Annotated in this window: 10 protein-coding genes; 5 read left to right on the top strand and 5 right to left on the bottom strand. The window is 60.4% G+C overall.

Translation table 11 applies throughout. The features are described 5' to 3' along the window. The first annotated feature begins 168 nt into the window (after positions 1–168). Positions 169–1,170: a 2-hydroxyacid dehydrogenase gene (locus ACN0SY_RS01910; protein WP_417684068.1), complete on the top strand. Its 1,002-nt coding sequence runs from the start codon at positions 169–171 to the stop codon at positions 1,168–1,170. 727 nt (positions 1,171–1,897) lie between these two features. On the opposite strand, the gene ACN0SY_RS01905 is transcribed toward ACN0SY_RS01910, so the two are convergent. From ACN0SY_RS01905 to ACN0SY_RS01890, 4 genes are all read right to left on the bottom strand, one after another. Next, positions 1,898–3,781, bottom strand: coding sequence for an ABC-F family ATP-binding cassette domain-containing protein (locus ACN0SY_RS01905; RefSeq protein WP_417684067.1), 1,884 nt, complete (start codon positions 3,779–3,781; stop codon positions 1,898–1,900). Positions 3,782–3,887: 106 nt separating this feature from the next. Continuing rightward, positions 3,888–5,255, bottom strand: coding sequence for a DUF2254 domain-containing protein (locus ACN0SY_RS01900; protein ID WP_417684066.1), 1,368 nt, complete (start codon positions 5,253–5,255; stop codon positions 3,888–3,890). Next, complete coding sequence (locus ACN0SY_RS01895) at positions 5,242–6,108, bottom strand: DUF4344 domain-containing metallopeptidase (protein WP_417684065.1); 867 nt, start codon at positions 6,106–6,108, stop codon at positions 5,242–5,244. The genes ACN0SY_RS01900 and ACN0SY_RS01895 overlap by 14 nt, the downstream gene beginning before the upstream one ends. A gap of 95 nt (positions 6,109–6,203) precedes the next feature. Next, on the bottom strand, positions 6,204–6,722 hold the full coding sequence (locus ACN0SY_RS01890) for a DinB family protein (RefSeq protein ID WP_417684064.1): 519 nt from the start codon (positions 6,720–6,722) through the stop codon (positions 6,204–6,206). A gap of 405 nt (positions 6,723–7,127) precedes the next feature. On the opposite strand from ACN0SY_RS01890, the gene ndk reads away from it, so the two are divergent. The 4 genes from ndk to ACN0SY_RS01870 all read left to right on the top strand — a co-directional run bounded on the left by ndk (position 7,128) and on the right by ACN0SY_RS01870 (position 11,583). Next, on the top strand, positions 7,128–7,550 hold the full coding sequence (ndk, locus tag ACN0SY_RS01885) for a nucleoside-diphosphate kinase (RefSeq protein ID WP_417671866.1): 423 nt from the start codon (positions 7,128–7,130) through the stop codon (positions 7,548–7,550). Between the two features lie 177 nt (positions 7,551–7,727). Further along, complete coding sequence (locus tag ACN0SY_RS01880; RefSeq protein ID WP_417684063.1) at positions 7,728–8,846, top strand: YHYH protein; 1,119 nt, start codon at positions 7,728–7,730, stop codon at positions 8,844–8,846. 107 nt (positions 8,847–8,953) lie between these two features. Further along, a complete protein-coding gene (locus ACN0SY_RS01875; protein WP_417684062.1) occupies positions 8,954–9,379 on the top strand; it encodes an EF-hand domain-containing protein in 426 nt (141 codons plus the stop codon). 107 nt (positions 9,380–9,486) lie between these two features. Beyond that, positions 9,487–11,583: a molybdopterin-containing oxidoreductase family protein gene (locus tag ACN0SY_RS01870; RefSeq protein ID WP_417684061.1), complete on the top strand. Its 2,097-nt coding sequence runs from the start codon at positions 9,487–9,489 to the stop codon at positions 11,581–11,583. Positions 11,584–11,594: 11 nt separating this feature from the next. Here the strand turns inward: ACN0SY_RS01870 and ACN0SY_RS01865 are convergent, their stop codons facing one another. Beyond that, complete coding sequence (locus ACN0SY_RS01865) at positions 11,595–12,767, bottom strand: WD40/YVTN/BNR-like repeat-containing protein (RefSeq protein WP_417684060.1); 1,173 nt, start codon at positions 12,765–12,767, stop codon at positions 11,595–11,597. Positions 12,768–12,810: the final 43 nt, after the last annotated feature.

The following is a 12,810-nucleotide window of genomic DNA, read 5'->3' as shown; positions in this document are numbered from 1 at the left end:
GATCCCCGTTTCGCTGCGTCCGGGACTGCGCAGGACAGTGCTTTTCCGCAATCCTTTCCCCATCACCTGCCTGTCCACCTTGCGTCCATTCCCCGTTGCCAGCTCCTGGTGGGGATACTAGCTTCATGAGATTGCACCTTCCATGTCCTTGCCGGGAAAAACCTTTTCATGACCAAGCCGTTTCGCGTCGATATCTTCAGTGCCAAGCCCTACGACCAGACTTTCATAAAGGCTGCAGGCGAGGGGCGGGACCTGGAGCTGGTCTTTCACGATGTCCACCTTGATGCCCGCAGCGCGGCTCTGGCCGACGGTGCGGACGCCATCTGTGCCTTCGTCAACGACGATCTCACCGTAGCCGTGATCGAAAGCTTGTCGGCGCTGGGCGTGAAGCTGATTGCCCTGCGCTCGGCGGGGTTCAACCATGTGGATCTGGATGCGGCGAAAACGGCCGGTATTCCCGTCTGCCGGGTACCCGCCTATTCGCCCCATGCGGTCGCCGAACATACGGTGGCGCTGATGCTGACCCTCAACCGCAAGACCCATCGGGCCTACAACCGGGTGAGGGAGGGAAATTTCGCCCTCGACGGCCTCATGGGCTTCGATTTCCACGGCAAGACCGTCGGCATCGTCGGCACTGGCCTTATTGGCGAGATCCTGGCCCGCATCATGACCGGCTTCGGCTGCCGGGTCATCGCCTCCGATCCGGCGCCGAACGAAGCCTGTGTCGCGCTGGGCGTGACCTATGTCGACTTCGACAAGCTGATCGGCGAGGCGGACATCATCTCCCTGCAATGTCCGCTGACGCCGCAGACCCACCACCTGATCGATGCCGACGCGATTTCGCGCATGAAGCCGGGCGCCATGTTGGTCAACACCTCGCGCGGCGGCGTCATCGACACGGCTGCGGTGATCGAGGGCCTGAAGAGCGGCCGGATCGGCTCGCTCGGTCTCGACGTCTACGAGGAGGAGGGCGATCTATTCTTCGAGGATCTTTCCAACGCCATCATCCCGGATGATCTTTTCGCGCGGCTCCTGATGTTCCCCAATGTCATCGTCACCGGCCACCAGGGTTTCTTCACCCGCGAGGCCCTCAGTGCCATTGCCGAGACCACTGTGGAGAATATCGTCAGCTTCATGGACACGGGAACGCCGAAGCATCCGGTGGGGTGAGGGGATAGGATCACTGGTGCCGCCCCGGACATGATCCGGGGCCGCGATCCTCTCGCTCTTGGTCCCGGCTCAAGGCCGGGACGGCGGAGTATGTTGCGGCTTGCCTCCACCCAAGGTGGTCATCCCGGGCGAACGCAGTGCGAGCCGGGACCCACTCATCCCCAGAGAGTTGGGTGGGATAGTTGGAGGTGACTCCTGAGCGCAGCGCCAAACAGCCGAAGTCGGTTCAGCCGTGAGGGGCATTGGGTCCCGGCTCGCGCTCACGCTTGGCCGGGATGACGACGGTAAGGATGAAGAGTATTCTAAGAAATATTTTTTGAGCTTTTGGAGACTAAGGGTGATCGAGTTTCTTAATGTCTTGGGTTTGTTGTCTGGATTTTTCGGAGCGTTGTTCCTGTTTGTATGGGGAAATCCGCAACCCTCGTTTCGTAAAACGTCAAATCTAGCTCTTTCGGGCGATCAGGGCGTAGGAGACGGTGTGGATCGTGCTCACATGCAGCGATGGAGAGCTGGAAAAGAAAAGTTACTTTACATTTCTCGATCAAGGGTCGGTATCTCCTTGATCGGCTTTGGCTTTTTATTGCAACTAATTAGCGCGGTTCTCTCGTGCCTATGGGTGGCTGTCTGACATTTTACGGCTCTTGTCTGCAGCTGTAATTGTCAGCGCAAGAACTTGCTGGCGCAAGGCATGCGGTCGCGGTGGAGAGGGGAGAGGTACAAGCCTCCCTCACACCGCTTCGTCATATTCTGCGGAAAGCTCAAGCCACTCTTCTTCCGTCTTGACCAGCTTCTTCTCGCAGAAAGCCCGTTCCTTGGCGAATTTTGCCGCGCGGTCCGGGTCCCTGGTGAAAAATTCCGGGTCGGACATCATCTCGTCGATCTTGTCGATCTTCTCCTGCAGGCGGGCCATTTCCTTTTCCGCCGCATCGATCTTGGCCTTGAGCGGCTTCAACTGCGCGCGCTTTTGCGCCGCGTCCCGGCGCTTGTCCTGACCTGACGTCGCCGCGTCTTCCTGGGCCTGCTTGTCGCGGGCCTTTTGCGCCGCTTCCGGACCTTGCAGGATCAGCCGCTTGTAGTCCTCCATGTCGCCGTCATAGGGCGCGACCGTGCCGTTCGCGACAAGCCACAGCCGGTCGGCGCAGGCCTCCACAAGGTGACGGTCGTGGGAGATGAGGACGACCGCACCCTGAAAATCGTTGAGCGCCATGACCAGCGCCTCGCGGCTGTCGATGTCCAGGTGGTTGGTCGGTTCATCGAGGATCAGAAGGTTCGGTCCGTGGAAGGTCGCAAGGCCAAGCAGCAGGCGGGCCTTCTCGCCACCGGAGAGATCCTTGGCCGGGGTTTCCATCCGGTCGGTCGGCAGGCCGAAACGGGCAACGCGGGCGCGGACCTGCGCTTCGGCCGCATCGGGCATCAGCGCACGCACATGGGCAACGGCGCTTTCGGCGGGTTTAAGTTCATCGAGCTGGTGCTGGGCGAAAAAGGCGATCTTGAGCTTCGCCGCCTTGCTGATCGCGCCGTCCATGGCATCGAGCCGGCCGGAAATCAGCTTGGCGAAGGTCGACTTGCCGTTTCCGTTGGCGCCAAGGAGCGCGATGCGGTCGTCCGTGTCGATGTTCAGCGTCAGGCGCTTCAGGATGGCCTTGCCGTCATAGCCGGTGGTGACGCCTTCCAGCTTGAGAATCGGAGGCGACAGGCGGCCTTCCGGATCCGGGAAATGGATCGGGCGCGAACTTTCCTCCGTCAGCGCCGCGATCGGCTCCATCCGTTCCAGCATTTTCAGGCGGGACTGGGCTTGGCGTGCCTTGGTGGCCTTGGCGCGGAAGCGGTCGACGAAGGCCTGCATGTGCTTGCGCTGCGCGTCCTGCTTCTCCTTGGCCTTCTGCTGCAGCAACATGGTCTCGCGCCGCTGGCGATCGAAGCTGTCGTAGCCGCCCGAGTAGTAGGTCAGCTTGCCCCGGTCCAGGTGAACGATGCTGTCGACGGCCTTGTTCAGAAGATCGCGGTCGTGGGAGATGAGCAGGACCTGATGCGGGTATCGGGCAACGTAGTTTTCAAGCCAGAGCGTGCCTTCCAGGTCGAGATAGTTTGTCGGCTCGTCGAGCAGCAGGAAGTCCGGCTCGGAAAAGAGCACGGCCGCGAGCGCGACGCGCATGCGCCAGCCACCGGAAAAGGCGGAGCAGGGGCGTTGCTGGGCTTCGGCGTCAAAGCCGAGGCCGGAGAGAATGGAGCCGGCGCGCGCTTCAGCCGTATGGCTGTCGATATCGGCAAGGCGGGTGTGGATTTCCGCGATACGGTGCGGATCTGTTGCCGTGTCCGCTTCTGCCAAGAGCGCACTGCGCTCGGTATCGGCAGCGAGCACGACCTCCAGCAGGCTCTGCTCTGTTCCCGGCGCTTCCTGGGCGACCTGACCGATCCGCGCAGCCTTGGGGATCTGCACGGAACCGCTTTCGGACGAAAGATCGCCGGTGATGATCTTGAACAGCGTCGATTTGCCCGCGCCGTTTCGGCCGACAAGGCCTGTCTTCGACTTGGCGGGAAGGGTGACGCTGGCCTGATCGATGAGGAGGCGGCCGCCGATGCGGTAGGTGAGGTCGGAAATCTGCAACATGGCGCGGATCTTTGGCCGAGCTTTCGCGGCGATGCAAGAGGGCGTGGCTCAAAGACGCAAAAAGATCCGCAAAGCAGTTGCCATGGCCGCCCAAATGCCGGTTGGCTCAACCGGCGGAGGCCTTTCCCAGCAAGGGGGCAAGATGGGCTTCCAGGTCCCGCAGGTCTTCCCCGATCGGATCGCTCTTCTTGTAGCTGGCCAGCATCTTTTGCGCGTGCTCGGTGAGAAGGTAGCTGCTGCGGCTGTTCTGTGCGACGGCTGCAAGGCGGCGAAGAACCTCTGCCAGGCAGGTCAGCATGAGGTGGTTATCGGCCGCAGCCTGACGCAGTGGGTCGAGCGCCCTGGAAAGAAGGTGTTCCAGCGTCAGACCGGGTATCCGAAGTCTGGGGTGATCGTCTGCGTCGAGATGAAGGTTCTCCCGGATCCCCCTGGCGACCGGGTCGCTCAGCACTTCGGAAATCCGGTTGGCGCAGGATATGGCAGTGAACGTGTCGTTTACGCCGGGAGAAAGCGCACGCAGGGCAATTTCAAGCAAAAGGTTCAGCGAAAAGACCACATCCCGGTAGTCATCCCGGATCCTTGCCATCTTCACCCGGGAACAAACGGCCGAGGCGATATCCGACTGGCGTTCGCCGCAGGCTTCTTCCGTGCGCGAGGCAATCCGTGCAATCGGCGCTCCCTCGGTCACGAAGTCACCATGCATTGCGCAAAGCTCGATCATGAGGTCTTCACGTGCGGCATAGGCAACAAGGTCGTCGACATTCGGCAGGCTCAGAAAGCCGGAGCTATTTGCCTTGATGTCGAATTCGAAATCCTCAGGCCAGGGGTCCAGGGCCTTGCCGGCTTCCTCGTCGGTCTTGATGATGCCCGCAACCTTGGACTTGAGATCGCTGCTGATCGACGCGATTTCCTGGTCGATCGTGACGCTGACGGAAACCGCATGCACGAAATAGATGAGCTGCAGCATGGAGAGCGCCGCCAGGAAGAAAGCGGCGGCGGCTGACAGCCGTGGGATGAAATCGGGCGCCGTCGTACTGAGCACCGTCAGCGCGAAGAGAAACGTTCCGCCTAAAAGCCCGGCGGTCAGCTGGCTGACCCGTTCCTTGGTAAAACGCTGCAGGAGGCGCGGGGCGATCGTGCCCGCTGCCAGCGTGAAAACCACCAGAACGAGCGAATAGACAAGGCTGAGAGTCGTGATCGCTGCCGCAGCTATGGTGCCCAGAACAGCTAGCGCAGTGTCATACGACAGCCACTTCTCCAGAACAGGAAATTTGTAGGTGTCGAGTATGCCTGCGTAATCGAGCGTCAGCGTTCCGGCGCACAAGGACCAGATCACAAGCGCGACCACACCCGGGATCGTGATGAAGGCGTGGTCCGTGACGAACAGGCGCAAGAGCCTGGAGAACTGCGGCGCTACACGAATGGGCGTCTCTCCATGGGGTGGTCCGGGGCCGGACGGGTCAATGGGTGGCAATCAGATCGAGGTATGTAGCGGCGAAGTGTTCGACCAACTCGTAGCACAAGGTCATTTCCCGGAGCTCCGGGTCCCAGTAGGCGTTCTTCGCTCCGCATGTCATCGACCGGAAAGTAATTTCCTGCGGCAGTGCATAGAGACTGTCGATTTCCTCCGCCACGATCTCCATCAGCAGGCTCTGCTGCAGGAAAACGGCCATGAGCTCAAGTGGTTCCGAGGCCGCGCCATAGCGGACCGCAATCTTGCGTCCTGGCCCTTGCGAAACCTTGAGATGATGGTCGGTGACCTTTTCCCAGGAGGAAACCGCCTGATCATAGTCCGTCCGGCAGGTCTCAATGCGCTCCGGCGGCAGCCCAAGGTCGGAGGCGAGCTCGCCGAAGGCTGCCGGATCACTGCCCACCATCAGGCAAAGCATGCGATAGCCGCGCTGCAGGTTAAGGTCGTGCTCGTCGTAGAAGGCGAGGTCGCCGACCTCGTCCTCGGTCGTGAGGAACCAGCCGACCATGGCGCTTGAGAGAAGGACATCCATCTCGCCATCATTGTGTGCCAGCATGCTTATCGTCGCGAGGTTGTCGACAGCGTCTTCTTCCTGGCCAAGCACCGGCAGCTTCAGCTCGGAAACAAGCATGTGGCCAGCCTCGTGATGAAGCGTGAACAGGACGTTGCCGCCGACAAAGACGAAGAGTTCTTCCAGGGCATCCGGCGCCAGGGCCTCGATCCGCTGACCGACCGTTCTCGCTTCCTCCGCGCTCGCGGCCCCTGATGGAAATATGAGAGAGCAATATAGAAGGCCCGCTGCGGCAGCGGAGCAAAGCACCAGGTCAAGCCTCTGCATTGTCTTGGAAAATGTCATTCGCCAGCCAAACCTGTCGCAATCGGGATGACCAGCTTACAGCTTCCGGCAAAGCGCATCCAGTATGGCAAATCCGGTTGCATTGTCCGGCTGGTTCATGTGACCGCCGTTCCACCCAGCATGGTCAGACGTTGAAACCTCAGAAGATCCAGCGTTCGCGTCTTTTTGCCGAACTGCTGAAGGAACGCCTGTACCTGGGCGCGGTAATGGCTTTGATGGTGAAAAAGGTGCAGGAGCGCCGATCCCAACGGCTGCGAGATCTTCTGTGTCGATCGGAAGGTCGTGTACTCAATGTTCCGCAGTAGAAATGCTTCCGATACGTTGTCGATGAAGCTGTCCAGATCTTCATCGGTATAGCTGCGTTCGAGGGTCAATTCCTCGAAGGAAGTGGTGAGGCTGGTCTTGAAGTCTGCAAAGGGAGGTTCAAGGCCGGAAAAGCGGGCAAGCCAAAGCCTGTCTACCAGAAGCCCATGGTCGAGTGTTCCATGTATGGACCGGTACTCGGCCCCCAGATCCTTCCAAAGATCATGAACGGATACGCAAGCACAGTCTTCGATGAGCCGGTTGTTCGCCCATCTGTTGTATTCACTCATCATGCGTATGAGCGCCTTCATTGCTTCTTCTCCCCCTAGAAGAATGACATGCTGATCCCGGCTAACGCCTTTTAGCGCGTTGTACTCCCAGTTCCCGGAATGCATGCATTGCAAGGTCCGGGTTTTAACCGGGATTCGAGCGCTGTATCAAGAAAAACTCGTAATAGTTGTAGCCCATTGGCGGGGGCGTCATGCGTATCAGGTCTTGGGGGAGTGCTTGCTATGGAGCGCACCCGACGTAGAACAGCGTCGTTTTGGTGAGTTTTCTGAGTTTGCAACCCGGTGGACCTTTACAGCTGATAGGGTGCTGCCTCTTGCCCTTGCGCGTCTGCAAAGTTATAGGAGGCGCGAATTCAAACCGGCGCAGGGATTTGCCGCGCCGATGAACAACGGCCCGACGGGCCGAAACCCAGGAAAGATTAAAAGATGGCGATTGAACGCACCTTTTCGATGATCAAGCCGGATGCAACCAAGCGCAACCTGACGGGCGCTATCACCGCCAAGCTGGAAGAAGCCGGTCTGCGCGTCGTTGCATCCCGCCGCGTATGGATGTCCCAGCGTGAAGCGGAAGCTTTCTACGCTGTCCATAAGGACCGTCCGTTCTTCGGCGAACTGACTGAGTTCATGTCCTCCGGCCCGACCATCGTTCAGGTTCTGGAAGGTGAAAACGCGATCGCCAAGAACCGTGAAGTCATGGGCGCCACCAATCCGGCCGATGCTGCTGAAGGCACCATTCGCAAGGAATTCGCCCTGTCCATCGGCGAAAACTCCGTACACGGTTCCGACGCTCCGGAAACGGCAGCTGAAGAAATCGCATTCTGGTTCGCTGGTTGCGAGATCGTCGGCTAACACCGACCGATCAAGATTTTAAAAGTCTGAAAGCCGGTCCCGGTGCGGGGCCGGCTTTTTTGTTTCCTCTGTCACTTGTTACAAACTGGTACGTTTCGGTACAACTTTCTGACAGCGCTCAGGCTGATGGACACCTATGTCGAGTGTGTCGGGGCAATGACTGGGAGAAATTGACTGATGCGTTATGAACTTTTCTTGGCAGGAGCTTTGGTGATCACGCCAGTTGCCGCGCACGAAAGCTCAGCTCCGATCCTCGGCGATGAGCCCATCGAGCATGATCACGTCCTCGACGAGATCCTGAAGCAATTCGTACCAGAGGCGGAAGCGGCTGCCGATATCACAATTGACGGGAATAAACGCCGGATCCGGGCCAATGGATATCCCAACAAGGCACCGGGACAGTTCCCGAACCGCAACAACCCCCACAGCATTTCCAAGAAGAACTACAATCTGAAAGTGCCGCTCACTCCGCGCAAGAATGCAAGGGCGACCAACGCGCAGAACAACGTCTTCGGCATTGCGCTCAACGGTGTGGTTATGGAGCCTGGTACGGCAGAGTTCTGGCAGAACAACCGGCGTTCGGGTTGGAACTATGAGGCCTTCGGGGGCGCCTGCAAGCTGGGACTGGACAAATACAATGCTCACGTCCAGCCGGATGGCACCTACCACTATCATGGCATTCCCACCGGCGTTCTGGCCTCCAGCGGTGGCAAGTCCGTGCCGGCCCTGCTGGGCTTTGCTGCGGACGGCTTCCCGATCTACGGACCCTATGGCTATTCCGATCCCAGGAAGAAGTCTTCGGTGAAGCAGCTGAAAAGCAGCTACCGGGTCAAAAGCGGAACGCGGCAGAGCGGTCCTGGAGGACGCTACAATGGCAAGTTCACCCAGGACTGGGCCTATGCCGCCGGTAGCGGCGATCTGGACCAGTGCAATGGCCGGTTCGCGGTCACGCCGGAGTATCCTGACGGGACCTACCACTACGTTCTGACCGATACGTTCCCGCATATTCCGCGTTGCTGGATGGGGACGCCGGACAGCAGCTTTACCCGGCTGAAGCAACGGGCGGATCTGCAAATTGATCCTATCGATGCTCAAGAGGCCGTTCCGACCGTCGACTTCGCTGCAATGTCTGACAACATTGATGCCGGTATTACCCTGATCCAGGCCCAGGGCGGACATCCGCCGCGCCTCCTGCGTGGCCAGCGGCCGAATGGCCCAGGCGCCGGTCGCGGGCAGGACAATCGCCGTGCGCAGGGCGGCAGCTCGGGCGGCAGGGGCCCCTGCAGCGGCAGCTGATTGCCTGCAACGACTGATGGCATCACCGAAGGTCCGTGTTCGCACGGACTTTCATTTCCCATGAATATTCAAATATTCGAAATAAAGAACAAATGTTGGAGACCTTGATGAACAAGATGACCGCAACGGCCCTTGCCGTGATCATGACCTCAACTGGCGCACTGGCCGCACCAGGAGCCCACTTCATAGAAAGCTGGGACTTGAACGGCGACAAGGCAGTGAGCGTCGAGGAGGCCGAGCAACGTCGCGATGACGTCTTTGCTTCCTTCGATGCCAACGACGATGGTTATATCGATGCCGAAGAGTACAAGACCTTCGACGAGGCCCGTGCAAACGATCAGGCCAATCATGAGCCCGCCGGTCGCGGAGCGCGCAATCCGGCCAACGGGATGAGACTGGAGGGCAATGACAACGACAAGGACGGCAAGGTGTCCCGGGAGGAATTTCTTCGAAATGCCGCCGGCTGGATCGCATCGATCGACCGCAACGGCGACGGCGTGGTGACGACGGCGGACTTCGGCCCGGGAAAATAGGCGCCTGCTTTCACTTCGTCCTGAAGATGTTCGTCGCGGACGCCTTCGCTTGACAGCAGAGGCGTTCGCGACGACTTTGCGGCGGTTGAAATCAGAGCCGCCGCCACATGAACAAGCCCGTCCCCACGACCGCCTTTTCCGCCTGTCCCCATGACTGCCCGTCCACCTGCGCACTCGATGTCGAGCTGTTGGAAGATGGTCGGATCGGCAGGGTTCGGGGCTCCTCGCTGAACAGCTACACGGCCGGTGTCATCTGCGCGAAGGTCGCGCGTTATGCCGAGCGGCTCTACCATCCCGACCGCCTGTTGAAGCCGTTGCGCCGTGTCGGAACAAAGGGGGAGGGCCGGTTCGAGGAAATCTCCTGGGAAGCGGCGCTCGATCTCATTGCGGAGAAGTTCCTCGCAGTCGAGGCGGAGTTCGGCGCTCAAAGCGTCTGGCCGTATCATTATGCGGGGACGATGGGGCTGGCGCAGCGCGACTCCATTCATCGCTTCCGCCATGCCAAGGGCTATTCTCTGCAGTTCGACAGCTTCTGCACCAATATGGCCTGGACCGGCTACGTGGCCGGAACCGGCAAGCTGGCAGGCCCCGACCCGCGCGAGATGGCAGTCTCCGACCAGATCGTGATCTGGGGCACCAATCCGGTCGCGACCCAGGTCAACGTCATGACCCACGCGATTGCCGCCCGCAAGAAGCGTGGCGCGAATATCATCGTTGTCGACGTCTATCGAACGGAGACCATGAAACAGGCCGATATCGGACTCGTCCTGAAACCCGGAACTGATGCGGCGCTGGCCTGTGCCATCATGCATGTGCTGTTCCGGGACGGTTTCGCAGACCGGGAGTATCTCGAGAAATACACCGACTGTCCGGCCGACCTTGAAGCGCATTTGGCTTCCAGGACACCGGAGTGGGCGGCCGCAATCACCGGACTGAGCGCCGCGCAGATCGAAGAGGTCGCGCGTTTGATCGGCGCGGTGAAGAAGACCTACTTCCGCCTCGGCTACGGCTTCACCCGATCGCGCAACGGAGCCGTCGGCATGCATGCGGCGGCTTCCATCGGTGCCGTTACAGGCTGCTGGCAATACGAGGGCGGCGGCGTCTTTCACAACAACGGTGCGATCTACGAGCTGAACAAGGCCATGATCGAGGCCCCTGAATTGAAGGATCCAACCGTCCGGGCCCTCGACCAGAGCCTGATCGGGCGAATTCTGACCGGCGATGAAGCCGCACTTCTCGGTGGTCCGGAAGTCCACGCCATGCTGATCCAGAATACCAATCCCGTCTCGGTTGCCCCCGAGCAGGAGCTGGTGAAGAAGGGCTTTGCCCGCGAGGACCTGTTCACTGTCGTCCACGAACAGTTCATGACCGAAACGGCGAAAATGGCCGATATCGTGCTGCCTGCGACCCAGTTCCTGGAGCATGACGACATCTACAAGGGCGGTGGCCACCAGTATCTCATGCTCGGCCCGAAGGTGGTCGATGCGCCAGAGGGACCGCGCGAGAACATATTGGTTATCAACGAATTGGCGCGAAGACTTGGCGCGAAAGATCATCCGGGCTTTGAAATGAGCGCGCGCGATCATATCGACTGGATGCTGCGGAATTCCGGCTATGGCACCTTGGCCGAACTGGAGGCGGGCCGTTGGGTTGATCTCCAGCCCGATTTCGAGACGGCGCATTTCCTGAACGGCTTCGGGCACGCGGACGGCAAGTTCCATTTCCGCCCCGACTGGGGGCGCTCCGCTGCCCCCAACAAGCCGCTGGGCGCGCCCATGGGGCCTTGGTCCACAATGCCGGAATTGCCTGACCAATGGGACAGCATCGAGCGAACCGACGAACGGCATCCCTTCCGGCTCGTCACGGCTCCGGCGCGCTCGTTCCTGAATTCCACATTCAACGAGACCGCCACTTCGGTCGCGAAGGAAAAGCGGCCGGAGGTCTGGCTCCGATCAGAAGACGCAGCACGCTTCGGGATTGCCGATGGCGATCTGGTGAAGATGGGCAATGGCCGGGGCGTCGTGACCCTTCATGCCCGCTTCTACGAAGAGCTGACACCGGGCACGGTCATTTCCGAAGGCATCTGGCCGAACGAGGCGTTTCCGGATGGCAGGGGGATCAACACCCTGACCGGTGCCGATCCTGTCGCCCCCTATGGCGGTGCGGCCTTCCATGACACTGCGGTGTGGATCCGGAAGGCCTGAGCCAGAAATCGTCAGGCCGTTTCCAGCACGTCAACCGACAGGATGGTCGGCAGGTGGCGGGCGATTTCCTGCCAGCTGTCGCCTTCGTCGAAGCTGGCGAAGACGGATCCGCTGTTGGTGCCGAAATAGATGCCCGCCGGTTCCTGCGTATCGCCGGCCATGGCCTGTCGCAGCACGGTGAAGTAGCAACTCTTTTGCGGCAGTCCCTCGCGCATGTCCTGCCAGCTTTCGCCGCCATCGCGTGAGCGCCACACCGCCGCTGAGGCATCCGGCGGGAAGCGCCCGGCACTGTCGCCATTGAGTGGCAGGGTCCAGATGGTTTTCGGATCGCGCGGATGCACACGGATCGGGAACCCGAAAGTCGAGGGCAGGCCCTCGGTGATGTCGTCCCAGCTCCTGCCACCGTCAGACGAACGCCAGACGCCGTGATGGTTCTGCTGGTAGAGTGTGTCGCCATCACCGGCCGTGATGCTCGGTGCGAGCATCATGTTGTGGACGCAGTGGCCGATATCTCCGTTGCAGGGGGCAGCCGGATGGCTATGTCCCTCGCAGGCTGCCTCGTTGGAAAGGCGGTTGCGCCGTTCGAAGGTCGCCCCGCCGTCTTCTGTCGCGAATACGCCGGCGGCGGAGATGCCAAGCCATAGTTTGTTGGGATCGTCCGGTGAGGTCACGATCGTGTGCAGGGTCAATCCGGCAGCGCCGGGGTTCCAGCTGTCGGCAGATGGATGGTTGGTCAGGCCCTCGAGCCGTTCCCATGTCTTGCCGCGGTCCGTGCTTTTCAGCAGGTTTGCAGGCTTGGTCCCGGCGTAGAGCGTGCCATGGGCAAAGCCGACTGACCAGATCTGCGAGAAGGCGTTGTCAAACGGGAGCTCCTGAGCGCTCCAGTTCATCATGGCCGCAAAATCAGGATCCTTGGCCGCCCAGTCATCGATGGTGCCTTTGGTCAGGCGCGAGACCTCCCAGGTCTTGCCGCCATCATCGGAGCGCCAGACACCGGCACCGTGCCAGTCCCCGCCGCCGCCGGCCCAGATCGTGCCCGATGCCGGGTCGCCGGTCATGTGGTTGATCGGCCAGCCGTCGCAGAACGGGCCGCTGACCTCCCAGCCGGAGCGGTCGGAGCCGCCGGAAATCAGAAATGCACCCTTGTTTGTGCCGACGAGAACCGTCAGATCCTTCGAAGCCATGTCGCTGTCCCTCCCAGAACCAGCTGTCTGAACATCAGCCAAC

The organism is Roseibium sp., from assembly GCF_048261595.1.
Taxonomy (GTDB): domain Bacteria; phylum Pseudomonadota; class Alphaproteobacteria; order Rhizobiales; family Stappiaceae; genus Roseibium.
This window is presented reverse-complemented; position numbering and strand designations above follow the sequence as displayed.